The sequence below is a fragment of the Rhizobium sp. RU35A genome (assembly GCF_900156005.1).
Taxonomy (GTDB): Bacteria; Pseudomonadota; Alphaproteobacteria; order Rhizobiales; family Rhizobiaceae; genus Neorhizobium; species Neorhizobium straminoryzae.
Window position 1 is genome coordinate 294,271 of the sequence record NZ_FTMR01000005.1, and the last position, 26,448, is coordinate 320,718.

Consider the following 26,448-nt stretch of genomic DNA (forward strand, 5'->3'; position numbering starts at 1 on the left):
AGGATTCCCATGTCTGCCATCGTCAAACTTGCCGAAGCCCCGGAAAAGACCAGCGAGGATGAACTCCGCGCGCTGGAAAATACCTACTGCTCGCACGGCGATACCGTCCATTACACCGACCATCCCAAGTTCTTCGAGACCTGCGAAGGCTCCTACGTCTACGATGCGGCCGGCACGCCCTTCCTCGATCTGCAGATGTGGTATTCGGCGGTCAATTTCGGCTACCGCAACCAGCGCCTCAACGATGCGGCGCATCGCCAGCTGGACCGCCTGCCGCAGGTCGCCTCGCAGTATCTGCACCGGGAAAAGGTCGAACTGGCCGCGCTGATCGCCCGTGATGCCGAAGCGAAGTTCGGCTACAAGGGGCGCGTGCACTTCAATGTCGGCGGCTCGCAGGCCATCGAGGACTCGCTGAAGCTGGTGCGAAACTATAGCGGCGGCAAAAGCCTGATGTTCGCCTTCGAGGGCGGCTATCACGGCCGCACGCTGGGCGCCACGGCCATCACCTCCAGTTATCGCTATCGCCGCCGTTACGGCCATTTCGGCGAACGCGCCCAGTTCATCGAATTCCCCTATCATTTCCGCGGCCCGAAGGGCATGTCGAAGGAAGAATACGGCGAATATTGCGTGCAGAAGTTCGCCCGTCTGTTCGAGAGCGAGTATAACGGCGTCTGGGATCCGAAGGCCGGCAAGTCGGAATATGCGGCCTTCTACATCGAACCGATCCAGGGCACCGGCGGCTATGTCATCCCGCCGATGAACTTCTTCACGGGGCTGAAGAAGGTTCTCGACGATCATGGCATCCTGCTCGTCGTCGACGAGATCCAGATGGGCGTCTACCGCACGGGCAAGCTTTGGTCGGTCGAGCATTTCGGCGTCTCGCCGGATGTGCTGGTCTTCGGCAAGGCCATCACCAACGGCCTCAACCCGCTCTCCGGCATCTGGGCGCGCGAGGAGATGATCAACCCGACGATCTTCCCGCCCGGCTCCACCCACTCGACCTTCGCCTCCAACCCGATGGGTACCGCCGTTGCGCTGGAAACCATGAAGATGGTGAGCGAGGGCGATTTCGGCGCGAGCGTGATGGAGAAGGGCGCCCGCTTCCTCGACGGCCTGAAGGCGCTGCAGAAGCGTCACCCGATCGTCGGCGACGTGGATGGCCTCGGCCTCGCGCTGCGCATGGAAATCTGCAAGCCGGACGGCTTCACGCCGGACAAGGCAACCCTCGACTGGATGTCGGACGAGGGCATGAAGGGCGACATGCTGGTGGACGGACGCCGGCACGGCCTCGTGCTGGATGTCGGCGGCTACCACAAGAACGTCATCACGCTCGCCCCGAACCTGATGATCTCGCATGCCGAAATCGACCTGGCGCTCAACCTGCTCGATCAGCTCCTCACGCGCGCAGAGCGGAGGTGAGCCCATGCAACTCCTTCTGCTCCATCTCGATGATGCGTTGGAGTTGCAATCCGAATTCGTGCGCTCCTGCATGATGGCGGGAGCGCATGAGATCCGCGAGAAGGAGATCGGGCGCGATATCCGCCTCTGGGCGCGGCAGGCTGATCTGGACGAGCTTCATCGCCGCCTCGCTCGTAGCCTCCGTCGCCGTCAGCCAAATCTTGTTTTCATGGGGTCCGGTGATTTTCACCACGTCTCCGCCCTTCTCCTGTCGCTGGCGCTGGAAAACCATTCCGGGCCGGCGACCGTCATTCACATCGACAACCATCCGGACTGGGTGCATTTCTCCGGCGGCATGCATTGTGGCTCGTGGGTCAACCGGGCGCTCGCCCATCCGCAGGTCGCGCGCGTCGTCACGCTCGGCGTGTGCAGCGACGACCTGACCTCGCCGGAGCGCAAGGGCGCCAATCTTTCCCTGCTGAAGGACGAGCGACTGCAGCTCTACCCCTACCGCCATGCGCCGAGCCGGGTGCGTGCGCAGTATGGCGCCGGCACCAGTTACGAACAGAAATCCGGCGCGCTGCACTGGCGCTGCATCTCCGAGATGGGCGAGCAGAATTTCATCGATCGGCTGCTGTCCACCATCGCAACGGAGGCGGTCTACATCACCGTCGACAAGGATGTGCTGGTGTCTTCCGACGCGCTGACCAACTGGGATCAGGGCATGATGCAGCTGCCCTATGTGCTCGATCTTGTTACCGCTATCGGCCAGCGGCACCGCATCATCGGCGCTGACGTCACCGGCGATTATTCGCGCCCGAGCTATGGCGGCTCCCTGTTCACACGGCTCCTGAAGCGGGGAGAGATCCTGATCGATCAGCCCCTGTCGACGCCGCCACAGGACAATATCCGCAACATCAACAGCGCCGCAAATCATGCGCTCCTCAATGTTCTCGGGGAGGCCATGTCGTGACGCTCTCGCCGCTGATGTCCATGCTCGGCCTCGTTCTGTTCTGTGTGGTGACAGAAACCGGTCGCGAGATCTGCTTCAAGCAGGCCGCGGCGACGCATGACGGCATGCGCGCGATCCTCAGCCCGATGGCTGGCCTCGGCATTGTCTTCTGGGCGGTGGAGCTCGTCGCCTGGACGCGGGTGCTGCAGATCGCGCCGCTTTCCCTAGCCTTTCCCCTGATGGCGCTCAGCTACGTCACCATCGCGCTCTCGGGGGCCATCGTCTTCAACGAAACCATCAACCTTCGCCACGCGCTCGGCATCGTCCTGGTGACCGCGGGCGTGGTCTGCGTGGGAGTGACAGGCCTATGAAACTCTTCGCCTATTCCAGATGGGACGCCGTGTCCGTTCTCGCCGCCCTCGCGCATCTGGCCTTCAACATCTACCTGATCGTCGGATTCGAAAGCCGCCCGCTCTGGCTGTCGGCGGCGCTTGGCGCAATCTATGCCATCTCGATTTCGTGGAACATCAACAGCATATCGCACAACTTCATCCATACGCCCTACTTCAGGCCGCGCTGGATGAACTACGCCTTCAGCCTGCTGGAATCCGTCGCGATCGGCTTTTCCCAGACCTATTACCACTGGGTGCACATGCGCCATCACTCCGGCAACAGCGACCGGCCTGACGACAAGGGGCACACCATCGATCCCCTGTCGATCTACAAGCACGGCAAGAATGGCGAGCCGGAGAACGTGTTTTCCTATACCTTCCTCAGCTTCTTCCGCGACGATATCGGCGATATCCACCGGGCGATCGCCAAGCGCCGGCCGTTCGATGCCAACTGGGGCCGCTTCGAACTGGTGATATTCGTGGCGGTCGTCGGCCTTGCACTGCTCTATGACTGGAAGGCCGTGCTGTTCTTTGTGCCCTTCTACTATCTCGGCAACTGCCTGTCGTCGCTGAACGGCTATTACGAGCACCTGAACGGCGATCCGGACGAGCCGATCGCCTGGGGCGTCAGCAGCTATCGCCGTTTCTACAACTGGCTGTGGTTCCAGAATGGCTATCATGCAGAACATCACTATCGGCCGAAGACCCATTGGACGGATCTGCCGGCTTTGCACCAGCGCATCGCCGAAGAGCAGGCGGCAGCGGGCACGCATGTGATCAGCACCTGCCATGCGCTGGGCTTCCTCGCACCTGAAAACCACAAGGACGGCAAGCCCCATGAAGCATGATCCGCTCGCCTTCTTCGAGGAAGGCAGGAACGGGCAGGGCGTGTTGCTGATCCATGGCCTCACCGGCGCACCCGCCGAGATGCGGCTGGTGGCCCGCCCCCTGGTGAAGCGCGGCTACAGCGTCTATGCGCCGCTTCTGGCCGGCCACGGCAAGGATGCGGCCGCCCTGCGGCGCACCCGTTGGGAAGACTGGCTGGAGAGCGTCGTGGAGGCGGCGGCCGACCTGCGCCGGCGTGTCGACGATGTGTCGGTCGCCGGCATCTGCGCCGGCGGCAAGCTCGGCCTGATGGCGGCCCACCGCCATCCCGGACTGATCAACGCCGCCGCCCTCTACTCACCCTGCTTCCATTACGATGGCTGGAACATCCCGCGCCATTACGCACTGATGGGACGGCAGATCCGCTGGCTTGCCATGGTCCCCTTTCTTGACCGGATGAATTTCCGCGAGACGGCCTCTATGGGCATCAAGGACGACCGCATCCGCAAGATGGTGGCTGGCATGAGCAACGAGGGCATGCTCGACAGCTTTCCCGGTCGTGGGCTGGTGGAGATGGAGCGGCTGGGTGAGGCACTGAAGCAGTGCTTGCCGACCGTGAAGACGCCGACGCTGATCATCCATTCCGAGGAGGACGATGTCAGCCATCCCCGCCATGCCCGCTACATTGCCGATCACCTGCCGGGCGACAAGCAGCTTCTGTGGCTGAAGGACAGCTATCACATGATCCATGTCGATCGTCAGCATCGACAGGTCGCCGATGTCACCGCGGATTTCTTCGAGAGATACAATGCCAGCCAACACCCTGTCCGCCGTCAGGCTTGAACCTGTCCACCCGGTCGCACCGTCGCCGCTCGCTGCCGGCGAGGTGCTGAAGGCCGAGGTGGTCTCTTCGATCACCGAGATCGGGCGTACAGCCTGGGACGCCTGCGCGCCCGGCGAAGCGGAAGCCTATGATTACCTGCTGTCGGTCGAGCAGGCAGGCATCGACGGCTTTGAATGGTGTTATGTGGCAGTCCAGGCGCAAGGCCGGATCGTCTGCGTGATGCCGGCATTCCTGTCGCAATACGCGCTGGAGACGACGCTCGACCCCGGCACACTTCGCACCATCATCGGCCGGTTGCGGACGATCTGGCCGAAGGTGCTGACCTTTCCCCTGGCCTGCCTTGGCTCGCCCTGCACGGAAACCGGGACGCCCGCCTTTCATCCGGATGTGCCGGACGACTTGCAGCCGCGGGTGCTGGACGTGCTGCTTGCCGCCTTCCGCGCCCATGCAAGAGCGCGTCAGTGTACGCTGCTCGGAATCAAGGATATGCCGTTGCCGCTGAGGCCGGAACTGGCCGACGTCGTCGCCGCGCATGGCTATGCCGAACTCGGCGGCATGCCGACGGCCTGGATGGACATCGATTTCGGCTCGATGGAGGAGTATTTCTCCCGCCTGTCCGCCGGCACCCGCAAGGATATGCGCCGCAAGCTGAAAGTCCGCGAGGCAGTGCGCATCGAGCAGCGTACGGAGCTTGGCGATCTGTTGCCGCGCGTCATGGCGCTCTATCGCGACACGCGCCAGCGCAGCGAGTGGCAGTTCGAGGAACTGACACCCGCCTATTTCGAGGGCCTGCTGCGCAACATGCCGGGCCGGTCCTTCTGCACGCTCTATTTCGTCGGGGACGAACTGCTGGCCGCCAATCTGATGGTGCATGATGGTGGCGTGCTGATCGACAAGTTCTTCTGCATGGATGCGGAGAAGGGGCGGCCCTACAATCTCTATTATCTGAGCTGGTTCACCAATATCGAGCATTGTCTGGCGCATGGCTTTGCCCGCTACCAGAGCGGCCAGGCCTATTATCGCAACAAGGTGCGGCTCGGGAGCAGCCTGACGCGCAATGCGATGTTTTTCCAGCATGCCAGTCCGATCATCCAGGCGGTGCTGAAACGCATCGCGCCTTATCTTGCTGCCGACGATGCGGATGGAGCCATGTCGTGAGGCCCCTGCATCTCGCCTGGGCTGTCATTCCCGCGTTGAACCTTCTGCAGCAGGTGCTGCTGAAGGAGAGTGCCGAAAAGGTGACGGCTGCGGGCCTGCCGGATTTTCTGCTTCATGTGCTGACGTCCCCCTGGTTCCTCGCGGCGATCGTCGCGGAGGCCGTCTGTTTTCTGATCTGGATGACGGTTCTCTCGGAGCTGGATCTCAGCCGCGCCTTTCCGCTGTCGGCCGCGAGCTATGTTCTGGTAATGCTCTTTGCCTGGGCCTTTTTCGATGAGCCGGTCACGCCGCTGCAGCTTGCGGGAAGCGCGCTGATCCTCGGCGGCATCGCCTGCATCGCGTCTGCGCCATCCTCTCAAACATCGGCAGAAGCCGTCAGAACGCGATCCTGAAGGCTCGGGTCAGGCCGATGCCGACCGTGAACTGGTTTGCGCTGCCGAATTGGCTGGTGATCGGGCTGTTGGCGGCATCGCCCAGCAGACGGTCATAGCGGCCATAGGCCGTGACCGTCCAATCCTCGTTGAAATGGTAGGCGGCCGACACCGTCAGCCCCAGCGATTGCAGCCCGCCATCGGCATCATAGGGCTGCACGCGTCCGTTCGATGCGGCATCGGCGGCAGAGACACCGAAATAGCGCTGTGCATAGGCGCCATTCGAGAAGGAGGCGCGCGGGCCTGCCGAGAAAAGCCAGTGCTCTCCGGCGCGCAGGAAATAGTCGGAGCCGACATCGACCACGAGGCCGCTGTTGTCGAACACGGCCTGCCGTACTTCCGCGCGCACCCGCCAGGCGTCGGGAATGAACCAGTACTGCGCAAACAGCCCCGCATCCATGTCGATCTTGATGCGCTTCAGCCCGCGCAGGGCCTTTTCGTCCCGCTCGTCGCGACGATCCCGTATGCCGATCACAGGACCTGCCGAAAAATTGCCGAGGTCGACAAGGCTCAGATCGAAGTTGTCGTCGGGGGTGGAATTCTCCTCCGGTTCACCCAGGCGTCGCCAGTCGAAATCCGGGGCGGCCGAAAGCGAGGTCCGCCGCGAGCCCGGATAGGTTGGCCCCACCGAAACCGTTGATCCGAGCGTGATGATGTAGGTGTCCTTGCCCGGTGGCGTGGTGTCGTCGGCAAGGGCGAAATCTCCAAGGACCGGCAGGCAGGCCAGTGCCAAAGCGCCAAGCCGGATGATGCGAGCGCGGTTACTCCTGTTTACGTGTCGCATGCGCCCGTCTCGTGTCCGTTGGCGATCATGATGGCAGCTTGGGAGGGCTCGCGCAATGGGGCAAGGCGCGTGATGGTGACGGTTGCCGGCCATAGGTGCGGTGACATCACCGTTTTCGGGATTTGTCGATGTGGCGTTTGGGGCGCTTTCGGGATTATGATGGGCCGGAGGATCACGGGAGGCGGCCCTCGAAAGCCGATGTCTTTATGGGTTTTTCCGATCACATCAGGGAAATCGAGCGCGTCGGACAGGGCTCCAACACGGGACGCGATGCCGTGGTGGTCGAATCCTGGCGTCGTTGCCTGGAGACCTACCAGCTTGATCCCAGCAAGGCGCGCGAGGCGGTCATCGTTTCGGAGACACGACTGCGCGAGCATCGCCAGCAGGCGGAAGACCTCGTGCATATCGCGCGCTCCGGGCTTGAACGCCTCTACCGTCAGGTGGCCGAGCATAACTACGTCCTTCTTCTTTCCGACCGAGAAGGGGTAACCGTCGAATTCCTCGGCGATCCCTCATTCAACAACAATCTGCGCAAGGCGGGGCTCTATCTCGGGTCCGAATGGTCGGAGCCACGCGCCGGCACCTGTGCCGTCGGCGCCTGCATCACCACCGGCGAGGCGCTGACGATCCACCAGACCGATCATTTCGACATCACGCACACGCCGCTCTCCTGCACGGCCGCACCGATCTACGACACGCACGGCGCCCTGACCGCGGTTCTCGATATCTCGCTCCTCAGTTCGCCGATTCTCAAGGCCAGCCAAAACATGGCGCGCCATCTGGTCTCCTCGACCGTGCGGCGGATCGAGCTTGCCAATCTGATGGCCAACAGCCGCCATGATCTGGTGCTGCGCTTTGCCGTCGCACCGGAGTTCCTCGACGTCGATCCGGAAGCGGCGATTGCGGTTGATGGCGTCGGACGCATCACCGGCATGACGCATGGCGGCGCGCGTCTTCTGGCGACGTCGCGTGGTCTGGACTGGCGACGGCCTGAATTGCTGATCGGTCAGCCGGTTGCCGATTTCTTCGAAGCCGGTCTCGACGAACTCGCATCGCTGACGCGCGCCAGCCTGCCGCAGGACCGCCGGATCGCTGTGCGTGACGGCAGCTTTCTCTATGCGCATGCCATTGAACCGCAGCAGCGTCTGGCGGGGGGAGCGCCGGCGCGGGTGGTTCGCACGTCGCCGGCGATTGATCGCCTCGGCGGCAGCGTCCCCGCCATCGATGGCCTGCGGCGCAAGATCGCAAAGCTCGCGCCCGGTCGCCTGCCAATCCTCCTGCAAGGCGAGACCGGAACCGGCAAGGAGCATCTGGCGCGCATCGTCCATGAGGTGAGCGGCCTCCCCGGCCGTTTCGTGGCGGTCAATTGCGCGGCGATCCCGGAACAGCTCATCGAAAGCGAGCTGTTCGGGCACGTGCCCGGCGCCTTTACCGGTGCGCTGGCCAGGGGGCGCAAGGGCCTTGTCGAGGAAGCCGAGGGTGGCACCCTGTTTCTGGATGAAATCGGCGACATGCCCTTTGCGACCCAGAGCCGGCTGCTGCGGGTTCTGGCCGAGGGCGAAGTCCTGCCTGTCGGCGGTTCGGCGCCGCGCAAGGTGGATTTCCGCGTCGTCTCCGCCTCGCATCGTGCTCTTGCCGACATGGTCGCGGCGGGAACCTTCCGCGCTGACCTTTACTATCGCCTGAACGCTGCGGTGCTGACGCTTCCGCCACTTGCCGCACGTGACGATTTTTCCTGGCTTCTCGACCGGCTACTCGAAAAGCACGGGGGTGGCAGGCCGCTGCGGCTGTCTGCCCCGGCACGCGCGCTGATCCTCAACCATCGCTGGCCGGGCAATATCCGCGAGCTCGACAATGCCATCGCCTTTGCCGCGGCCCTGTGCGAGGACGGCTGGATCGAGGTAAGCGACCTTCCGGACCACATTTCTCTTTCTCCGTCCAAGCCCGGCGAGGATGCGCCGGACGCCGAGGTCCGGGGCGTCTTGGCCGCCTGCAAGGGCAATGTGTCCGAAGCGGCGCGGCGACTTGGCATCGATCGGACCACCCTGCATCGCCGCATGCGTCGTCTCGGCATCGACCGGCCGCATTGAGCTCGACAAGCGTGGCAGGCGCCACAGCTGTTGCGCCACACCTGTGGCTCTTCCGCCGGTCAGTGACAGAAAAAGCCCAATGAATTCAGTGGGTCTTATCGAGGCGCCCGTTGGCACGGACGTTGCACCTTCTCTGGCATCAAAAGCAGCCAAGGGAGGATATATGCGCGCGCTCAGATTTCATGCAGCCAGGGACTTGCGGCTCGACACCATTGCTGAACCGGAAAAACCGGGCCCGGGGCAGGTTGTGGTGCGCAACCGTTTCGTCGGTATCTGCGGCACTGATCTTCACGAATACAGCTACGGCCCGATCTTTATTCCGACCGAACCGCACCCATTTACCGGCGCGCATGGCCCGCAGGTGCTCGGGCATGAATTCGGCGGTGTGGTCGAGGCGATCGGCGAAGGGGTGACCTCCGTTGCTGTCGGCGACCGCGTCTCGATCCAGCCGCTGGTGATGCCGCGATCCGGTGACTATTTCGCCGATCGCGGCCTGTTTCACCTCAGCCCGCAACTGGCGCTGGTTGGCCTCAGCTGGAAGGGCGGGGGCATGGCCGAGGCGGCTCTCGTCAACGAATACAACGTCCAGAAGATTCCCGACGAAATGACGGATGAAGAGGCGGCCCTCGTCGAGCCGACGGCGGTCGCCGTCTATGCCTGCGACCGTGGCGGCGTGACTGCTGGCAACAGCGTGCTGGTCACGGGCGCCGGTCCGATCGGCATGCTGACGCTGCTGGCTGCGCGGGCGGCGGGTGCCGCACAGCTCTTCGTCTCCGATCTCAACGATGCCCGGCTGGAGCTTGCCAGGGGTGTCATTCCCGATGTGATCACCATCAACCCGAAACGGGATGCGGTGGGCGATGTCGTGCGCGCGCGGACCGAAGGTGGCGTCGGCTGCGATGTCGCCATTGAATGCGTCGGCAACGAGCATGCGCTGAAGGCCTGTGTCGATGCCGTGCGCAAGCAGGGCGTGGTCGTGCAGACGGGCCTGCATCCGCACGAGAACCCGATCGACTGGTTCCAGGTGACGTTCCGTGATCTCGAGGTGAAAGGATCCTGGGCCTATCCCACGCATTACTGGCCCCGCGTCATTCGCCTGATCGCCTCTGGTCTTTTGCCGGCTACGAAGATCGTCACCAAGCGCATCACGCTTGAGACCGCCGTCAAGGAGGGGTTCGACGTCCTGCTCGATCCGGCCGGCACCCAGCTGAAGATCCTGATCGATCTTTCGAAATAGCCGCTCGGCCACCGCCTGTCCGGGAGAGGAGCCCGGCAGGCGGGCGCCGTGATGCTTTTGGGGGCGTCTGTCAGCGCGGCGCTCCCGCCTCAATTCTCAAGCACGCATGGAGGAGATGACTATGCTTGACACAAGCCCCGCAACCCGGATCGACACCGTTCTTGCCAAGCTCGGCAAGGCGCTGGAAGGCGGCGATATCGATGCCGCCGTCAACCTGTTTCAGGCCGAATGCTACTGGCGCGATCTGGTAACCTTCACCTGGAACCTGAAGACCATGGAGGGCCATGAACAGGTGCGCGACATGCTGCAGAACCAGCTTGCCGCAACGAAACCTTCCCGTTTCGTGCAGGATACGAAGGAGGCCGCAGCCGAGGCCGGTGGCGTGACCGAAGGCTGGTTCGAGTTCGAGACGAACGTTGCCCGCGGCTATGGCCATATCCGTCTGAAGGACGGCCTGATCTGGACCCTGCTGACCACCATGACGGAACTGAAGGGCCATGAAGAGCCGAAGGGCGTTCGTCGTCCGATGGGCGCCGAGCATGGGCATGACCGCAACCGCCGGACCTGGAAGGAAAAGCGCGAGGCGGAGGCTGCCGAGCTCGGCTATTCCGTGCAGCCCTATGTGGTGATCATCGGCGGTGGGCAGGGCGGCATTGCGCTCGGTGCCCGGCTTCGCCAGCTCGGCGTGCCCGCCATCATCATCGAGAAGAACGAACGGCCCGGCGACAGCTGGCGCAAGCGCTACAAGTCACTCTGCCTTCACGACCCCGTCTGGTACGATCATCTGCCCTATATTCCCTTCCCGGAAAACTGGCCGGTCTTCACGCCCAAGGACAAGGTGGGTGACTGGCTGGAAATGTACACGAAGGTCATGGAACTCAACTATTGGGGTTCCACCACGGCCAAATCGGCGCAGTATGACGAGGGAACCGGCGAATGGACCGTGATCGTCGAACGTGCCGGCCAGGAGGTGGTGCTGAAGCCGAAACAGCTGGTGCTGGCCACCGGCATGTCCGGCAAGGCCAATGTGCCGAAATTCCCGGGCCAGGACATTTTCCGGGGCGAGCAGCAGCATTCCTCGCAGCATCCGGGTCCGGATGCCTATGCCGGCAGAAAGGTCGTCGTGATCGGCTCGAACAATTCGGCGCATGATATCTGCGCGGCGCTCTGGGAAGCGGGAGCGGATGTGACGATGGTGCAGCGCTCGTCCACTCACATCGTCAAGTCGGATTCGCTGATGGAGATCGGTCTTGGCGATCTCTATTCCGAGCGGGCAGTTGCTGGCGGCATGACGACGCGCAAGGCCGATCTCATTTTCGCCTCGCTGCCCTACCGCATCATGCACGAGTTCCAGATTCCGATCTACGACAGGATCCGCGAGCAGGATGCGGACTTCTACAAGGCGCTCGAACAGGCCGGTTTCATGCTGGATTTCGGCGATGACGGGTCCGGCCTCTTCATGAAATACCTGCGGCGCGGCTCCGGCTACTACATCGATGTGGGCGCCTGCGACCTTGTCATCGACGGTTCGATCAGGCTGAAATCCGGCTCCGACGTGTCGCATCTGACCGAAGACGCCGTGGTGCTGAAGGACGGCACGGAGCTGCCGGCCGATCTTATCGTCTATGCCACCGGCTACGGCTCGATGAACGGCTGGGCCGCCGATCTCATCTCGCGCGAGGTGGCAGACAAGGTGGGCAAATGCTGGGGCCTCGGCTCCGGCACGACCAAGGATCCCGGTCCCTGGGAAGGCGAACAGCGCAACATGTGGAAGCCGACGCAGCAGCAGGCGCTGTGGTTCCACGGTGGCAACCTGCACCAGTCGCGCCATTATTCGCAATATCTGTCGCTGCAGCTGAAAGCCCGTCAGGTCGGCCTCGAGACACCCGTCTACGGGATGACGCAGCCGCATCATCTGTCCTGATCCCTGTCCGGGCGCCGGTTCCGCCGGCGCCCGCGTCAATGGGCTGGTTGTCTTTTGACGGCAGTCTGCCAGCGATGCGGCGGACGCGCCCTCAAACCATGGTGCACCGTCTTTCATGCGTGCCGGTGCACCCTCTTGATCAGAACCGGACGTCCAGGCCGAGCTTGACCGCATGGTTGCGGCTGTTGTCGGCGAACTGGCCGGAATAGCTGGCCCGCAGGGCGGACTGCTCGGTGAGCGCGACATCGACCCCGAAATCCAGCGCCAGCGCGTCCTTCGCAACCGGCACGCCTGGGCTTTCGAACGAGGCGCCGCTGGTCATGGTGAACGTCGTTTCCGGCGTCACATCGCGCATGGCATGCTGCCAGCCGATCATGCCGTGGACGAAGGTCGGATTGTCGGCGCCTTCGATCTTCGTGTTCACGCGCAGGCCGACCGTGGAGAACAGGTTGCTGTCGGTGCCGCCATTGCTGCCGAGTGCCGCAATGGTGCCGCCGCTTTCGGAAAACCCGTCCGTCTTGACCTGCACATAGCGCAATCCGGCAAAGGGCCGGAACTCGAACTGGTCCGCCGTGAAGCGGTAGTCGATCTCGCCATAGGCCTGGCTGGTGGCTGCGTCATAGTCCGCCGTCAGCCTTTCGCCAAAGGCCGGGAAGATCACGTCCCGCCGGGTGGAAATGTCGTGGCGGCCATAGGAGGCACCGAAGCGCAGGCCAATCGCATCCCACTGCGTGCCCGCAAAGACGCCGAACTGGTAATTGTCCGAACTGGCCGTGGAGAAGCGGTTTGCAACATCGAAATTGGTACGACTGTAGCTGCCGATGAGGCCGAGACGCCAGGTGCTGACGGGAATGTCGACGCCCGCAATCAGGCCGCTGGACGTGCGCTCGGCATTGGCCAGGTAGCCGCTGCCGGTCACATCGCTTCTGCCGCGGATGCCGTCCGTCCAGAAGGTTGCGGCGTCGGGATCTGCCGAGGCCGGTGCCGCAGCCGGACCGGTTGCGGCCGCTGCCATGCCATTGTCCTTCGCCAGTGCCGCCAGCAGGCGGTTGTTGGCGGCGTCCCGCAGGAAGCGGGTGTCATCCATCAGGCCTGCAGTGATGTCGGCATGGATTTCGCCGGAGAGCGCGTTACCCCAGGGGCGGAGATACTTGTAGAAGCCGACGCCTTCTGCGCCGCTGCCGGGAAAACTCTCCTCGCGGTTCAGTACGTTCATCGACCAGCCCGCATCGGTCCAGCGCATGGACAGGCCCTCGACCTCCTGCTCGGCATTGATGTTGAGATTGCCGATGACCTCGACCTTTCCGGTCTCCAGATTGGCCCGGTAGAGTGTCTTGGCGTCGCCATCGGTGGCAAAATACATCCAGCCATCCAGAAGCTTGCCGCCCTGGGCCTGGTCGATGGTTTCAGACAGCGTGATATACTTCACGAAGCTGAAATCGGAGAGCCGGTAGACGGCCATCTCGCTGGCATTGTCATAGGCCATGCCATAGGCGAGTCCGGCCTTGGCATCGACGGCAACCCAGCTTGCGATGTCATGAATGCCATGCGGCGGATCGAGAACATAGGCATTGCCGGTGTAGCTGAGGTCGGATGCATTGTAGACGGCAATCACCGGGTTTGAATACTTGTTGCCCGTGACGGGATCGCGGTTGCTGGAATCCAGCGAGATGTAGAGGAGCCCGTTCGCGTAATCGATATCGCCGATATGGTTGAGGCCGATGTCGGAATATTGCGAGGGCACCTTCAGGTTCGCGGCGATCGCATCGCGGTCGATGCGCACGGTGGTGTAGCCGGGATTGGCAATTTCCAGCGAATGCGTGCCGGAAAAGAACCAGTTCGTTCCGTCGGTGGTCACGCCCTGGCCGCGGGCTGCATCGGCATCGCTGCCGGCAAAGAAGGTGCGTTCGACCATCACCCACGGCTCCTGCGCGCTTGCCGGACGGGGGGCGGACATCAGCATTGCAGCGGCCGCCGCCGCCGGGAAAATCGCACAGCTGCGCAGACAAAGTGCGCGCAAGGAGGCAAGGCCGCGGCCGGACGCTGCGCGTCGGCGGAAGCCGGAAACAGGAGACAACATGACTGGAGGACCTTCTGCTGACGGGATCAAAAACAGGGCGCGATGGATCCGTGCCCGGGCGCGGACACACACCATCCGTGAAGGGGCCGGGGCACCATGCGCATGGTCGTCAGACGGCTCACGGAACCATCGCCTTCGATGGCACCCGAACCGTTGCGCCGGTGTCCTTGTCCTTCGGTACCCCGGACTAATCCTCTCTCATGACAGCGAAATGAAAATTATGAATATTCATAAAAATAAACCGGAGGCGCGTGTGCCCTTTGCGCAGCTGCGTTCCTGGCGTGCGGGAACGTGAGCGCTGAGATCCCGCCAGATCTCGTGACGCCGCCGGCGTACTCCATGCAAGGATCTGTCGATGGGGAGACGTCGGCCATGCGATCGCTGCGTCTGTCGCATGGCACCGCACGCGGCGATCAGATCCAGCCGCCGTCCACGACGAATTGCTGGCTGGTGCACATGCGGCTGTCGTCTGCCGCCAGGAACAGCGCCATGCGGGCGATGTCGTCCGGCTGCACCTTGTCCTCCAGGCACTGACGGTCGCGGATCTGGCGCTCGCCGGCTGCGTCCAGCCACAGCTTCATCTGCCGTTCCGTCATCACCCAGCCCGGCACGAGGGCATTCACCCGGATGCGTTCCGGGCCGAATTCGCGGGCGAGTGCGCGGGTCATGCCCCAGACGGCCGCCTTGGCAGTGACATAGGCGGGGCAATCGGCATCCCCGACCATCCAGGTGATGGAGCTGAAATTGATGATGGAGCCGCCGCCGGCGTCACGCATCATCGGCCGCACGGCCTGGGCAGCAAAGAACTGGTGCTTCAGGTTGACGCTCATCCGGTCGTCCCAGTAGGCGGGCGTCACGTCTTCGGTACGATGCCTGTCGTCATTGCCGGCGTTGTTGAGGAGAGCCGTCACCGGACCATGCGTCTTTGCCGCCACGTGAATGGCCTGGCGCAGCGCATCGGTGTCCCGCAGGTCGCAGGGCAGGAAGAGCGGTGCTGTGTGACCCTTTCCCGCGATCTCCTCCACCAGAACCTTCGAGGGTTGTTCTGCGATGTCGACGAAGGTGACGCGGCTGCCCTGTGCTGAAAAGTGCCGCACCAGACTTGCGCCGATGCCGCTGCCGCCGCCGGTGATGAAGATGCTTCGGTCCTGCAGGCTGGGATAGGTGGCGAAAGGGGTCTGGAACGTCATCGTGGTCTGACTCCGGAAGAGGGGTGGCGGGATGCCTGACGGATAATGTTGTATATTTCGATTATTCGGAATTTTTCCATACCATCTTTGACCGGTGATGCATTATGCATCGAAGCGCGAGCGTTTCTATGCACGCGGCGTGACCGGCGCTTCGAGGCTTCATCCCGAAGGTTTCAGATGATCAAGACGACCTTAGACCCTGTGCATTTCTCGGTGGCCCTTGGCGGCGATGGCGGTCGCGGTGGCAATCTGCACGAGATCCTGGTGCGGCGGCTGGGTCACATGATCGTCTCGGGCGTCTTTGGCGCAGGCGAGGTGCTGCCGCCCGCCGATGAGTTGTGTCAGCGTTTTGACGTGACTCGCAGCGTTCTGCGCGAGGGTCTGAAGGTTCTGTCCGGCAAGGGCATGATCGAGGCACGGCAGAAGACGGGCACCCGCGTGCGCCCGCGTGCCGACTGGAACCATCTGGACCCCGATCTTCTGCTCTGGCGCTTTGCCTCTCCAAAGATCGATGATGTCGTGGCGCTGTTTGAACTGCGCCGCGCCATCGAACCGGAGGCCGCAGCGCTTTGCGCCCGCCGCGCCACCGCCGAGCAGATTGCAACGCTGCGCGAGATCATGCAGCGTATGGAGGAGGCGGCCAGCGACAATGCCGCGTTCGCCCTGCCGGATCTGCAATTCCATCTGGCGATCCTGCGCTTCACCGGCAACGATCTGATCGGCAGCCTGTCGGGCATGATCGAGGTGGCGCTGCTGATCAGTTTCCGGCTGTCGGACGAAATCACCGGCGACCAGCGCCACGCCATTCCCTTGCACCGCGCATTGCTGGACGCAATTTCCACCCGCGACGAACCTCGCGCCCGCGCCGCGACGCTCACCCTCCTCGACGGCGCCGAAAGCGATGTGCGCCGAGTGATCGCGCGCAATGGCGGCATTGTGGGTTTTCGCGCCTGACACGGTCACCATGATCGGCGTCACGGCGGCGCAACCAGCCGCGACGCATGCATCGTGCCTGCGCAAACCGTTTCCGTGAAGGGCGCTTTCCTGCGTTGCGCAACCCATACCTCCGTGCAGGTCGCGCCATACCACCCGATGATTCCAGAGACCGGCGCACCGATCATATTCTGACGGGCACAAGCCGGTCGGTCGCCTTCGGCCCGAAGCCCATGAATGTCCCGGTCATTCCGGGTGTCATCCACGTGCTCCGGGCATACGGCCGGCCTTAGATGGTGGTCATGTCTGGCCCGTATTGCCATCGGCAGCAAGGGCCTGACGCTGAGGAGGCGACGATGCGAAAACTGACTGTCAGGATTGTGGGCGGTTCCCTTGCGGGTCTCTTTGCCGGCATCCTGCTGCAGCAGGCCGGCCATGATGTGCGTATCTTCGAACGCTCGGGACATGGTCTTGCGGGGCGAGGTGCCGGCCTGGTCGGCCAGCGCGATCTGCTGCACATCTTGCGATTGATCGGATGCGAACATGTGGCGCATGTCGGTGTCGTCGCCCGCGAACGCGTCTATCTGGCGCGTAATGGCAGCGTGGCGCGCAGGCTTGACATGCCGCAGACCCAGATCTCCTGGGACGTCCTGTTCGAAACGGTCGCGTCCCGCATCGCACCCGAGACCTATGCGCTTGGTCGCGCCGCCATCACTGTGCGCGACGGGGATGACGGCGCGGAGATCGTCTTTGGCGACGGCGAGACGGAGAGGGTCGATCTCGTCATCGGAGCCGATGGCCTTGGCTCGATGGTGCGCGCCGCGGTCAACCCGGATGACAGCGGAAACCGCTATGCCGGTTATGTCGCCTGGCGCGGCCTTGTTCCGGAAGCAGCCCTGCCACGAGCGGCCGCCATGCTTCTCGATCGCTTCGCCTTCTACATCGCGCCGGGCGTGCACGTGCTTGGCTATCTCGTTCCGGGGCCGAAGGGCGAAACGGACATTGGCCGCCGTCGTTACAACTGGGTCTGGTTTCGGCCGGTGCCGCAGCAGGATCTGGCTGCAACCTTTACGGACAAGGACCGGCAAAGCCACGTCTTTTCGCTGCCGCGCGGCGGGCTGTCCGAGGATCGTCTTGTGGCCTTGCGTGCGGATGCCACGCGCGTGCTGCCGCCGCAGTTCGCGCTTGCGGTGGCGGCAGAGCCGCTGCCCTCCATCCAGGGCATCTTCGATTACGAAGCGCCGCGCATGATCGGCCGCTCGATCGCCCTTATCGGGGATGCCGCCTTCGTGGCACGTCCACATACGGCCATGGGGGTGTCCAAGGCGGCCGGCGACGTGATGGCGCTCAGCCATTGCCTTGCCGCGACAGAGGAGCTCCCGGCCGCCTTGCATCGCTATGAGGCAGACCGCATCGGTGTCGGCCGGGATATCGTCGCCTATGGTCGACAGCTGGGAGCCTCCGCGCTGTAGGAGCATGCGCCGGCTGACCTCGCCTGGAAAGGGCGGCGTCAGCCCTTCGATCGCGTCCGTGGAACGGAACCCGCCCGAAACGCCCGGTCTCATTCGGTTCGCGTAATGGCGCACGCCATCCGGTTTCTGCCTTTACGGAATTGCCTCAGCGGCGGGCGCCGATATGGTGGAGGGCCAAGTGGATCTGTGCGACGACGGCCGCGCCTTCGCCCACCGCTGCGGCGACCCGTTTGGTCGAGCCGGCGCGGACATCGCCGATCGCAAACACGTTCGGCAGGCTCGTTTCCAGCGGCAGCGGCCTCCGCGTCTGTTCGCCCGCCGCATCGAAGCCCTGGCCGGTGATGATGAACCCCTTGGGGTCGGTGCGGATATGGTCACGGACCCAGCCGGAATTGGGATCGGCACCGATGAACAGGAACAGATGATGCAGCGGCAATTGCGCCATGCTGCCGTCGCGACGGTTGCGCACGGTTGCGGAGCATAACCTCTGCGCCGCATTGCCTTCGATGGCATCCACCTCGCAATTCAGGTGGAAGACAACGTTTGGCAGCGCTTTGATGCGATCGATCAGATACCGGGACATGGTTTCTTCCAGCGCGCGGCGCACCACGAGATGGAGCTTGCTGACCTGCGGCGCAAGGAACGCGATGGCCTGACCGGCCGAGTTGCCGCCGCCGACGAGAACCACATCCTGTCCGGCGCAGAGCTTTGCCTCGATGGGCGAGGCCCAGTAGGAAATGCCGTTGCCCTCGAAAGCCGCGATGCCTTCGATCTCCGGGCGCCGGTAGCGCGCGCCGGAGGCGACGACGATCGTGCGGGCCTCCACCTGTCTGCCGCCTGCAAGGGCAAGCGACAGGAAGCTGCCGGTGCGTTGCGCCGGAACCAGGTCCTCGACAGCGACGGGCAGCACCACTTCCGCGCCGAACTTGAGCGCCTGGTTGTAGGCCCGGCCGGCGAGCGCCTGTCCTGAAATACCGGTGGGGAAACCGAGATAGTTTTCGATGCGTGAGGAGGCGCCGGCCTGACCGCCCACGGCGCGTTCGTCGAGGACGATTACGGAAAGCCCTTCGGATGCGGCATAGACGGCGGTTGCAAGCCCTGCGGGACCGGCGCCGACGATCGCTACATCATAGATCTTGCCCACGGGCAGGTCCGGGGTCATGCCAAGACAGGTCGCTGCTTCGGCATCGTTCGGGTTGCGAAGGATCGTTCCGTTCGGACAGACCATCAGCGGCAGTTCGGCGGCCTGGATACCGAGGCGATCGATCAGCGCCTTGCCTTCTCCCTCGATCGCGGCATCCAGGACGGTGTAGGGAAAGGCGCCGCGTGCCAGAAAGCCCTGCAGGCGGGCGAGGGCAGCATTGCCGGCGATGCCGATCAGCACCGAGCCGGCCCCGGTATCGATGAGGTTGACGCGACGCAGGATGAGCGCGCGCATGATGACTTCGCCGACCTCTGCGGAGCCGATGACCAGTGCGCGCAGATGGGCGGTGTCGAAGGGCATGGCCGTGCAGCCCGTCTGCCCGGCGCGTGCGCCGGCAAGCGTCGGCCGGCCGGAGAGCTGGTTGACCTCGCCGGACAGCTGGCCGACACCATGGCAGGTGATCGACGCTTCGCCGGAAAGCCCCTCGTGACGATAGACCTCCATGCTGCCCTCGATCACCAGCCAGGCGGGCGCCTGACGATCTCCGACCGAATAGATGGCCTCGCCGGGTGAAAACCGGACTGGCTCGCCGCTCGCAAAGCGTCTCGCCATCTCGATCTGGTCCGGGGAAAGCACTGGAAACATCTGGTGCCGTCGCGTGCTGAGATCTTCCATCGATTTCCCCTGCGGTTGTTCAAATCGGATATTCCCTTGCGGGACCTGCAAGCGCTCGGCATCTTTCCGGGAGAGCAGCTCAGAAACCGTGGTTGGCGGCAGTCCGGGATGCGGCGGGCCGGGTCCGGAACGCCAGCTCCAGCGAACGCCTGCGGCCGATCAGCTCGGCATTCAGAAGCCGGTATTGCAGGCGGCAGAAGGAGGCGGGGTCGAGCGCCACATGGCGGCCGGTCTTCGTGGCGGCGCGGGCGGCAAGGCAGGAAAGGTCATCCGGCTTTCCGGTTTCGGGAAAAGAGGTTGCCGTGGCCTGGGTGGACAGGCCCGCGAGCCATACCATGCGCTGCGGCGCGAGAATGCGGAAGGCACCGGCCGAGGCGACCTCCTCGGCACGTACCAGCCCCGGTTCGGCTGTCCGCAGCAGAACGGCATTGCCGGAGAGAAGGGCGATGGCAACACATGCAAGCGCCACCGTGACGGCAAGCCGGCGCGGCTTGCGTCTCTCTATCATCAGGCGGAGGGAGGTCATGCCGTGCTCCTTGAAAAGAGGGAGGTGTCGTCGGCGGATCGCTGTCTTAAAGGAGCCGCCCGTCTGGAACACAGATTACGAAGAGCAGCCAATCCGGGCATCTATACAGAAGTGTAGTTCGGCTCTGCGGAAGGTTTAGGCGGGCATCGAACAGGAGAGGCTGCCCCTGGTCGCGCGCACCATGCGCATCATTGTGCCCCGGCAGCGCCCTGATCGTGGGCACGCGGTCGCCAGAGCAGGCAAGGGGACGCCGTCACGGGGTGGCGTGTGGGATGAATGGGATGAGGTGTCGTCGAGGCCGTTTCGATGCCGGGCCTTCCTGCCTATCGATCCCGCGCCGCAAGTTTCTGTTCAAGCCAGCTCATGGCCTGTTCGGCCATCAGGTGAAGGGTAACGCCCGTCAGGCCGCCGAGCACCACCTCGCTGCCGCGCCAGTAGCCGGCCGAGAGGAGCGTGACGTTCGGATCCCGTGCGAAGAACAGGATCGGCGCGGTCCACATGGCCACCTTCAGGTCCGGCCAGCGCCGGACAAGCGCCGCGCAAAGCGCGACGCTGATTCCGGTCTGGGCCGCCGTGCCCCAGCCGGCCACGGCGATCAGGCTGCCGGCGATCACGGCAACCGCGATGCCGACAACGGTGCCTGCGAACCGCCAGATGACTGCGCTCCTCGTCTGGTCGAGGTTGTCCTGCGAGACGATCACGCCGGTGATGGAGGCCCATACCGGATGTTGAAGACCGAGCGCTGCAGCCAGCGCATAGGCGAGGGTTGCCGCGCCGGAGCAGCGCAGCACGAAGGCGATGTCGCGGAGCGTCATCGGAAGCCTCCGCGTCAGAGCCGCAGATTGGTGCGGGCCAGCTCGATGATCTCGTCGCCCCGGCCATTCATGATCGCCTTCAGCATGTAGAGGCTGAAGCCCTTGGCCTGCTCGAGCTTGATCCTGGGCGGCATCACCAGTTCCTGCTGCGCGGTGACCACATCGACCAGTGCCGGTCCCGGATGGGCGAAAGCCTCGCGTAGCGCGCCTTCCAGCTCGCCGGCCTTTTCAACGCGAAAACCCCTCACGCCGATCGCCTCGGCCATTGCCGCGAAATTCGGGTTCTTGAGGTCTGTGCCGGTGTCGAGATAGCCGCCCGCCTTCATCTCCATGGCGACAAAGCCGAGCGAGCCATTGTTGGAAACCACGATCTTGACCGGCAGATCCAGCTGGGACAGCGACAGGAAATCCCCCATCATCATCGTGAAGCCGCCATCACCCGACAGCGAGATGACCTGACGGTCGGGGGCGGCCGCCTGCGCGCCAATCGCCTGAAGCATGGCATTGGCCATGGAGCCATGGTTGAAGGAGCCGATCAGGCGGCGCTTGCCGTTCATTTTCAGGTAGCGCGCCGCCCAGACGGTCGGGGTGCCCACGTCGGCGGTGAAGATGGCATCCTCCGTGGCAAGTTCGCTGACGAGGCGGGTGAGGTGCTGCGGATGGATCGGCTGCCCGTCCCGGGAGGGTTGCGCAAGATCGTCCAGTCCCTTGCGCGCCCTGGCATAATGGGCGCGGGCGGCCTCGAGGAAACCGGTATCCCGATCCGGCCGGATGCGCGGCAGCAACGCCTCGATCGTTTCCGTGACGTCGCCGACGATCCCGAGCGACAGATGCGCCCGCTTGCCGAGGGCGGAGGGATCGCGGTCCACCTGCACGATCCTGGCCTTGTCCGGATAGAAGTTGCGGTAGGGAAAGTCGGTGCCCAGCATCAGAAGCGTGTCGCAGTTGAGCATCGCATGATAGCCGGAGGAAAAACCGATGAGCCCGGTCATGCCCACATCGAAGGGATTGTCCCATTCGACATGTTCCTTGCCACGCAAGGCGTGCACGACGGGGGCACCCAGCCGGCGGGCCAGTTCTACCACCGCATCATGGGCGCCGGCGCAGCCGCTGCCGGCCAGGATCGTGACCGCCTCCGATCCGTTGAGCAGTTCGGCGAGTCGTCCCAGCTCTGCTTCGGAAGGCCGCAGGCGCGGGGGTGCAAGAGGAGCCCAGTCGGTGCCACCCCCCTCGGGGGCCGTCTGCAGGGCGACATCGCCCGGCAGTACGATCACCGCCACGCCGCGCTGGCCGATGGCTGCGCGCATGGCCCGGTGCAGCACCTGCGGCATCTGCGCCGGGTTCGTCACCAGCTCCACGAAGTGGCTGCATTCACGAAACAGGTCCTGCGGGTGGGTTTCCTGGAAATAGCCGAGACCGATTTCCGACGAGGGAATATGCGCCGCAATGGCCAGCACCGGCACGTGATTGCGATGGCAGTCGAACAGGCCGTTGATCAGGTGAAGGTTGCCGGGGCCACAGCTGCCCGCGCAGACCGCAAGTTCACCCGTCACGGCGGCCTCTGCACCGGCCGCAAAGGCTGCGGTTTCCTCATGCCTCACATGCATCCATGTGATGCGATCCAGCCGCCGCAGGCTGTCATTCAGGCCGTTCAGGCTGTCGCCGGTGACGCCCCAGATCCGTTTGACGCCGGCATTGGCGAGTGTCTGCGCGGTCAGATCGGCGATGGTCATGCTCATGAGCGTTTCTCCTTCTTGCGAGGGCGGACGAAGGCAAGCTGTCGCGCGACAGCTTGGGTTCAAGTGCGAGCCAGTGAGAAGCAGCCTTGCAAATTTCGCTGCCGTCTTCCCGCTTCTGTCGCCAGGGGTGACCGGTCGCATTCCCGATCGGTCACGGCTGCTGGCCGAGGGCTGTCTCCAGGGATGTCATCAGCCTGTCGATGGTGACGGGCTTGCGAAGAAAGGCGAGCGCGCCTCCGCTGAGGGCAGCCTGGCGTGTCCGCTCGTCTTCATAGGAGGTAACAAAGATCATCGGCGGATGCGGTCCCCGACGGTTGAGTTCATTCTGAAGTTCGATGCCGGAGAGACCCGGCATTTTCACATCCACGAGGATGCAGTCGACCGGCGTTTCCCGGCCCGAGGTGAGAAACGCCTCGGCCGAAGCAAACAGGCGGCACTGGTAGCCGAAGGACATGATCAGGTCGTCCATGGCTTCACGGATGGCCTGGTCATCATCGATGACGGCAATGGTGGGGACGGCGGGCAAGGAAGAGGCCTTTTTGTCGGTGTCTTTCCTCCTCTATGCGCCGATGATCCCTCGAAAGATACCATACTAAGAGACAGGTGGCCGATGCCTGTCGCCGAGCAGTTCGACCTTTCTGACGAGATCGGCGACCGAGTGCGCCTCCATCTTGCGCATGACATTGCCGCGATGCAGCTTGACGGTGACCTCGCTGATGCCGAGTTCGTAGGCGATCTGCTTGTTCATCAGCCCGCGCACGACGGCCATCATCACTTCCCGTTCGCGGGGCGTCAGTTGCTCGGCAAGGGAGGCGATGGCGGCATTCTGCGCACTTTCGCGTCGCCGGGACCTGTCGCGTTCCATGGCCGCGGCGACGGCATCCAGAATATCCTGCTCCTTGAACGGCTTGGTCAGGAAGTCCACGGCCCCGGCCTTCATCGCCCTGACGGTCATCGGTATGTCGCCGAACCCGGTCATGAAAATGATCGGCATCCTGTTGCCCAGGCGCTCCAGTTGCGCCTGGAAATCCAGCCCGCTGATGCCGGGAAGCCGCACGTCCAGAAGCAGGCAGCCATGCCGTCCGAGATCGGCTCTCTCAAGAAAGTCGACCGTGCTTTCAAATGCTTCTGCGTCAAACTTCATCGAGCGAAAGAGGTCGGTCAGGGCTTCGCGCATGGCCATGTCATCATCAACGATGAACACCACGGGCCTCGTCGGCTCTTCCTTCGCCTGTCTGCGGGGATCAGGCACGCTCGACCTCCGGATGGACGGGCATCAAGATCGAGAAGACGGCGCCGCCCTGCGGATGGTTGTCGCCGGTCAGACTGCCGCCGCGCGCCTCCAGCGTTGCCCGGCAGATGGACAGCCCGATGCCCATGCCGGTGGCCTTGGTCGTGAAGAAGGGCGAGAACAGCTTGTCCCTGATCGCTTCGGCAATGCCGGGGCCCGTGTCGCGGATGGTGAGGCGGATGGTGCCTGCGTCCTGGCTTTCCGTTCGCACGATAATGGCGCGGTTCTCGATGCCGGCCTCATCCATGGCCTGGATCGCATTGGTCAGCAGGTTGATCAGCACCTGCTGCAGTTCGATCTTGACGGCCCTCACTGGCGGTGTGTGTTCGCGTTCGATACGGACCTTTGTCCCGCTGCGGTCCAGTTCGTGTTCCAGAAGCGCCAGCGTGTCCTCGATGAACGCGTCGAGATCGAAGGTCTCGGTGCTGCCGTCACGCCGGGCAAGCAGGCTGCGGGTGTTATGGATAATGTCGCTGGCGCGCTGGCTGTCGCGGACCATCCGCTCGGCGCAGCGGCGCGCAGCCGCGAGATCGGGCGGGTCGCGATCCAGCCAGCGCAGCAATGTCTGGGCGTTGACGACGATCGCGCCGAGCGGCTGGTTCAGCTCATGGGCAAGCGACGCGGACATGACACCCACCGCGGCTGCCTTCGAGGCCTTCGTCAGTTCCGCCTGCGCTTCGCCGAGTGCCTTCAGCGCGAGCTCCCGCTGGGTGATGTCCACCATGCTGACGATCACCCGGTGGAAGGCGAGCGGTTCTTCCGGAAAGCTGATGGAGAGCAGCACCAGCTTGTCATCGCCGCCGTGCGTGCGGATCAGCACCTTGTCCTCGAAGACACGGCGGTTGTCCATGATGGCCTGCAGCATATCGAGGAACTTGTCGGAGGCGGTCGTGATCGACTGCTTGAGTGTCCCCGTTGCGGAGGCATCGCAGCCGAGCAGTTCCTTGCCGGCCTCGTTGGAGGCAACCACGGTGATCAGGTCGATGCAGCGCTCGGTGAAGTCGGGATGGGCGCGCGCATGGGCCCGCACGTCGACAATGCCCTGCTGCTTCAGCCCCATCAGCACGGCGTGAAGTTTCGAATAGTCACGTTCCCACAGGGCAACGCGCGTGCGGTCGAAGATCGAACGGTAGCGCCCCTCGCTTTCCCTGAGTGCGGCGTTGATGGACAGCAGCGCCAGCCGTGCGGTTTCCGTCTTGACCAGCAGCATGGTGGTGATGACGAGGGCCGCAAGCGCCACGACGAGCCGCAGCATCGCTTGCAGATCGGTCTCGCCCGCATGGGTCAGCGCGTAGGAGACGAGGCTCAGAAAACCGCAGAGGCAGGACAGTGTGATCAGCCCGACGCGCGTGATGGCCTGCGCTGCAAGCAGCACGGTGATGGCGTAGAGAACGGCGATCGCACCCTCGATGTCGGTATAGGTATCGACATAGAAGACCGTGGCCGCCAGGGCCAGAGCCGTGGCGCCGAAGGCGATATGGTAAGCGCCGCCTTCCGGTTCGCGAGAGCGAAATATCGCCGATGCAATCGACATTGTTCCCCCCGGTGCGATGTTCGCGACAATCCGGCGTTTTCGTGCAGTCTGACCCGAAGGTGGGTGCGATCTGCCGCCTGGTGTCATGACTTCTAGCGGGAACGGGTGCGGCGATCTTGAACGATACGCGGGTTCCTTGGACGAAATCGCCTGTGTCGTGAAAGATGCCGCGTGGTGCCCGCAGCCCCCCAAAAAAGAAGGCCGTCTCCGGGCGGCAGGAGACGGCCTTGGCGGATCTCGCAAGGGGATCCGCGGCTCCGGAGGAGGGGAGGACACCGGAGCATCTGGCTTTCCGCCAGTCGCCATCGGGAGGGGCGATGAACAAAGGCTAGCCTGCGGTCTGCGCCCGCGAAACTGAACTTAGGTATGGGATCGAGTGTACCTGTAGCCGATTTCGCCACCCTCCACGTTCTTCCTATCCTCGGTGCCGATCAGACAGCCGCGACGGGATCGCCAGGCGGCTTTCGCGGTCAACCGCACGAAGGAGAACGATCATGAACACGATCACTGCAGCCCAACACCGCAAGCTCCCGCTTGCCACGCCGACCGACCTTGGCGCCGATGCCACCCGCGACATTTCGGCGGCGCTGACGGCATTGCTGGCGGATGTCTTCGCCCTCTACATCAAGACCAAGAATTTTCACTGGCACGTGTCGGGGCCGCATTTCCGCGACTACCACACCCTTCTCGATGAGCAGGGGGGCCAGATCTTCGCCATGACCGACGATATCGCCGAGCGTATCCGCAAGATCGGCGGCACCACGCTGCGTTCGATCGGCCACATCGCCCGCCTCCAGCGCCTTCTCGACAATGACGCGGATTTCGTGACACCCGACGACATGCTGGCCGAGCTGCGCGAGGACAACAAGCAGCTCACGGTTCTGTTGCGCCAGGCGCACGCGCTGACCTCGGACCATAACGACCATGCAACGACCAGCCTGATCGAAAACTGGATCGACGAGACGGAACGCCGCACCTGGTTCCTGTTCGAAACAACCCGCCGTGCGCTCTGAC

Annotated in this window: 23 protein-coding genes; 13 read left to right on the forward strand and 10 right to left on the reverse strand. The window is 63.7% G+C overall.

What is annotated here, in order from left to right:
• The first annotated feature begins 9 nt into the window (after positions 1-9).
• The 7 genes from F3H95_RS13715 to F3H95_RS13745 are packed head-to-tail and all read left to right on the forward strand — an operon-like array spanning position 10 to position 5,961.
• A complete protein-coding gene (locus tag F3H95_RS13715; protein ID WP_149746397.1) occupies positions 10-1,419 on the forward strand; it encodes an aminotransferase class III-fold pyridoxal phosphate-dependent enzyme in 1,410 nt (469 codons plus the stop codon).
• 4 nt (positions 1,420-1,423) lie between these two features.
• Complete coding sequence (locus F3H95_RS13720; RefSeq protein WP_149746398.1) at positions 1,424-2,371, forward strand: arginase family protein; 948 nt, start codon at positions 1,424-1,426, stop codon at positions 2,369-2,371.
• A complete protein-coding gene (locus tag F3H95_RS13725) occupies positions 2,368-2,721 on the forward strand; it encodes an EamA family transporter (RefSeq protein ID WP_149746399.1) in 354 nt (117 codons plus the stop codon). Before F3H95_RS13720 ends, F3H95_RS13725 begins: the two co-directional genes overlap by 4 nt.
• Positions 2,718-3,590 carry a fatty acid desaturase gene (locus F3H95_RS13730; RefSeq protein ID WP_149746400.1) on the forward strand — a complete coding sequence of 291 codons (873 nt, stop codon included), beginning with the start codon at positions 2,718-2,720 and terminating at the stop codon, positions 3,588-3,590. The genes F3H95_RS13725 and F3H95_RS13730 overlap by 4 nt, the downstream gene beginning before the upstream one ends.
• Positions 3,580-4,410 carry an alpha/beta fold hydrolase gene (locus F3H95_RS13735; RefSeq protein WP_149746401.1) on the forward strand — a complete coding sequence of 277 codons (831 nt, stop codon included), beginning with the start codon at positions 3,580-3,582 and terminating at the stop codon, positions 4,408-4,410. The genes F3H95_RS13730 and F3H95_RS13735 overlap by 11 nt, the downstream gene beginning before the upstream one ends.
• Positions 4,376-5,569 (forward strand): GNAT family N-acetyltransferase, encoded by a 1,194-nt coding sequence (locus F3H95_RS13740; protein WP_149746402.1) that lies wholly within the window; start codon positions 4,376-4,378, stop codon positions 5,567-5,569. Before F3H95_RS13735 ends, F3H95_RS13740 begins: the two co-directional genes overlap by 35 nt.
• Positions 5,566-5,961, forward strand: a complete 396-nt coding sequence (locus tag F3H95_RS13745; protein ID WP_149746403.1) for an EamA family transporter — start codon at positions 5,566-5,568, stop codon at positions 5,959-5,961. Before F3H95_RS13740 ends, F3H95_RS13745 begins: the two co-directional genes overlap by 4 nt.
• Here F3H95_RS13745 and F3H95_RS13750 read toward each other — a convergent pair.
• Entirely contained in the window at positions 5,945-6,784 is an 840-nt protein-coding gene (locus F3H95_RS13750) for a MipA/OmpV family protein (protein WP_149746404.1), read from the reverse strand. The two genes, F3H95_RS13745 and F3H95_RS13750, sit on opposite strands and share 17 nt — an antisense overlap.
• Positions 6,785-6,990: 206 nt before the next feature.
• Between F3H95_RS13750 and F3H95_RS13755 the strand changes: the two genes are divergently transcribed.
• The 3 genes from F3H95_RS13755 (at position 6,991) to F3H95_RS13765 (ending at position 12,035) form a co-directional block, all read left to right on the forward strand.
• A complete protein-coding gene (locus F3H95_RS13755; protein WP_149746405.1) occupies positions 6,991-8,874 on the forward strand; it encodes a sigma-54-dependent Fis family transcriptional regulator in 1,884 nt (627 codons plus the stop codon).
• A 163-nt stretch (positions 8,875-9,037) separates the two neighbouring features.
• A complete protein-coding gene (locus F3H95_RS13760; protein ID WP_149746406.1) occupies positions 9,038-10,111 on the forward strand; it encodes a 2,3-butanediol dehydrogenase in 1,074 nt (357 codons plus the stop codon).
• A gap of 121 nt (positions 10,112-10,232) precedes the next feature.
• Positions 10,233-12,035: an NAD(P)/FAD-dependent oxidoreductase gene (locus F3H95_RS13765; protein WP_149746407.1), complete on the forward strand. Its 1,803-nt coding sequence runs from the start codon at positions 10,233-10,235 to the stop codon at positions 12,033-12,035.
• 139 nt (positions 12,036-12,174) lie between these two features.
• Here the strand turns inward: F3H95_RS13765 and F3H95_RS13770 are convergent, their stop codons facing one another.
• Positions 12,175-13,950 (reverse strand): autotransporter domain-containing protein, encoded by a 1,776-nt coding sequence (locus tag F3H95_RS13770; RefSeq protein WP_188134384.1) that lies wholly within the window; start codon positions 13,948-13,950, stop codon positions 12,175-12,177.
• A 578-nt stretch (positions 13,951-14,528) separates the two neighbouring features.
• Positions 14,529-15,305 carry an SDR family oxidoreductase gene (locus F3H95_RS13775; RefSeq protein WP_149746409.1) on the reverse strand — a complete coding sequence of 259 codons (777 nt, stop codon included), beginning with the start codon at positions 15,303-15,305 and terminating at the stop codon, positions 14,529-14,531.
• 177 nt (positions 15,306-15,482) lie between these two features.
• On the opposite strand from F3H95_RS13775, the gene F3H95_RS13780 reads away from it, so the two are divergent.
• Together F3H95_RS13780 and F3H95_RS13785 are read left to right on the forward strand one after the other, a co-directional pair.
• Positions 15,483-16,259: a FadR/GntR family transcriptional regulator gene (locus F3H95_RS13780; RefSeq protein WP_149746410.1), complete on the forward strand. Its 777-nt coding sequence runs from the start codon at positions 15,483-15,485 to the stop codon at positions 16,257-16,259.
• A 335-nt stretch (positions 16,260-16,594) separates the two neighbouring features.
• Positions 16,595-17,710, forward strand: coding sequence for an FAD-dependent monooxygenase (locus F3H95_RS13785; protein WP_149746411.1), 1,116 nt, complete (start codon positions 16,595-16,597; stop codon positions 17,708-17,710).
• Positions 17,711-17,855: 145 nt separating this feature from the next.
• On the opposite strand, the gene F3H95_RS13790 is transcribed toward F3H95_RS13785, so the two are convergent.
• From F3H95_RS13790 to F3H95_RS13820, 7 genes are all read right to left on the reverse strand, one after another.
• Positions 17,856-19,529: an FAD-dependent oxidoreductase gene (locus F3H95_RS13790; protein WP_149746412.1), complete on the reverse strand. Its 1,674-nt coding sequence runs from the start codon at positions 19,527-19,529 to the stop codon at positions 17,856-17,858.
• Between the two features lie 79 nt (positions 19,530-19,608).
• The gene (locus tag F3H95_RS13795) at positions 19,609-20,055 is read right to left on the reverse strand and encodes a hypothetical protein (RefSeq protein WP_149746413.1); all 447 of its coding nucleotides are present in this window, start codon (positions 20,053-20,055) and stop codon (positions 19,609-19,611) included.
• Between the two features lie 323 nt (positions 20,056-20,378).
• Positions 20,379-20,870, reverse strand: coding sequence for an FUSC family protein (locus tag F3H95_RS13800; RefSeq protein WP_149746414.1), 492 nt, complete (start codon positions 20,868-20,870; stop codon positions 20,379-20,381).
• 14 nt (positions 20,871-20,884) lie between these two features.
• Positions 20,885-22,609, reverse strand: coding sequence for a ubiquinone-dependent pyruvate dehydrogenase (gene poxB / locus F3H95_RS13805; RefSeq protein WP_149746415.1), 1,725 nt, complete (start codon positions 22,607-22,609; stop codon positions 20,885-20,887).
• Between the two features lie 151 nt (positions 22,610-22,760).
• Positions 22,761-23,135 (reverse strand): response regulator, encoded by a 375-nt coding sequence (locus F3H95_RS13810; protein ID WP_143124356.1) that lies wholly within the window; start codon positions 23,133-23,135, stop codon positions 22,761-22,763.
• Positions 23,136-23,201: 66 nt separating this feature from the next.
• Positions 23,202-23,861 (reverse strand): response regulator transcription factor, encoded by a 660-nt coding sequence (locus F3H95_RS13815; protein ID WP_149746416.1) that lies wholly within the window; start codon positions 23,859-23,861, stop codon positions 23,202-23,204.
• Entirely contained in the window at positions 23,854-25,434 is a 1,581-nt protein-coding gene (locus F3H95_RS13820) for an ATP-binding protein (RefSeq protein WP_149746417.1), read from the reverse strand. Before F3H95_RS13820 ends, F3H95_RS13815 begins: the two co-directional genes overlap by 8 nt.
• 494 nt (positions 25,435-25,928) lie before the next feature.
• Between F3H95_RS13820 and F3H95_RS13825 the strand changes: the two genes are divergently transcribed.
• The gene (locus F3H95_RS13825; protein WP_143124353.1) at positions 25,929-26,447 is read left to right on the forward strand and encodes a DNA starvation/stationary phase protection protein; all 519 of its coding nucleotides are present in this window, start codon (positions 25,929-25,931) and stop codon (positions 26,445-26,447) included.
• Position 26,448 lies beyond the last annotated feature (1 nt).

Coding starts and splice junctions, on each gene's coding strand:
- F3H95_RS13715 (WP_149746397.1), top strand. CDS start 10: ATGTCTGCCATCGTCAAACTTGCCGAAGCCCCGGAAAAGACCAGCGAG.
- F3H95_RS13720 (WP_149746398.1), top strand. CDS start 1,424: ATGCAACTCCTTCTGCTCCATCTCGATGATGCGTTGGAGTTGCAATCC.
- F3H95_RS13730 (WP_149746400.1), top strand. CDS start 2,718: ATGAAACTCTTCGCCTATTCCAGATGGGACGCCGTGTCCGTTCTCGCC.
- F3H95_RS13735 (WP_149746401.1), top strand. CDS start 3,580: ATGAAGCATGATCCGCTCGCCTTCTTCGAGGAAGGCAGGAACGGGCAG.
- F3H95_RS13740 (WP_149746402.1), top strand. CDS start 4,376: ATGCCAGCCAACACCCTGTCCGCCGTCAGGCTTGAACCTGTCCACCCG.
- F3H95_RS13750 (WP_149746404.1), bottom strand. CDS start 6,784: ATGCGACACGTAAACAGGAGTAACCGCGCTCGCATCATCCGGCTTGGC.
- F3H95_RS13755 (WP_149746405.1), top strand. CDS start 6,991: ATGGGTTTTTCCGATCACATCAGGGAAATCGAGCGCGTCGGACAGGGC.
- F3H95_RS13760 (WP_149746406.1), top strand. CDS start 9,038: ATGCGCGCGCTCAGATTTCATGCAGCCAGGGACTTGCGGCTCGACACC.
- F3H95_RS13765 (WP_149746407.1), top strand. CDS start 10,233: ATGCTTGACACAAGCCCCGCAACCCGGATCGACACCGTTCTTGCCAAG.
- F3H95_RS13770 (WP_188134384.1), bottom strand. CDS start 13,950: ATGGTCGAACGCACCTTCTTTGCCGGCAGCGATGCCGATGCAGCCCGC.
- F3H95_RS13775 (WP_149746409.1), bottom strand. CDS start 15,305: ATGACGTTCCAGACCCCTTTCGCCACCTATCCCAGCCTGCAGGACCGA.
- F3H95_RS13780 (WP_149746410.1), top strand. CDS start 15,483: ATGATCAAGACGACCTTAGACCCTGTGCATTTCTCGGTGGCCCTTGGC.
- F3H95_RS13785 (WP_149746411.1), top strand. CDS start 16,595: ATGCGAAAACTGACTGTCAGGATTGTGGGCGGTTCCCTTGCGGGTCTC.
- F3H95_RS13790 (WP_149746412.1), bottom strand. CDS start 19,529: ATGGAAGATCTCAGCACGCGACGGCACCAGATGTTTCCAGTGCTTTCC.
- F3H95_RS13795 (WP_149746413.1), bottom strand. CDS start 20,055: ATGACCTCCCTCCGCCTGATGATAGAGAGACGCAAGCCGCGCCGGCTT.
- F3H95_RS13800 (WP_149746414.1), bottom strand. CDS start 20,870: ATGACGCTCCGCGACATCGCCTTCGTGCTGCGCTGCTCCGGCGCGGCA.
- poxB (WP_149746415.1), bottom strand. CDS start 22,609: ATGAGCATGACCATCGCCGATCTGACCGCGCAGACACTCGCCAATGCC.
- F3H95_RS13820 (WP_149746417.1), bottom strand. CDS start 25,434: ATGTCGATTGCATCGGCGATATTTCGCTCTCGCGAACCGGAAGGCGGC.
- F3H95_RS13825 (WP_143124353.1), top strand. CDS start 25,929: ATGAACACGATCACTGCAGCCCAACACCGCAAGCTCCCGCTTGCCACG.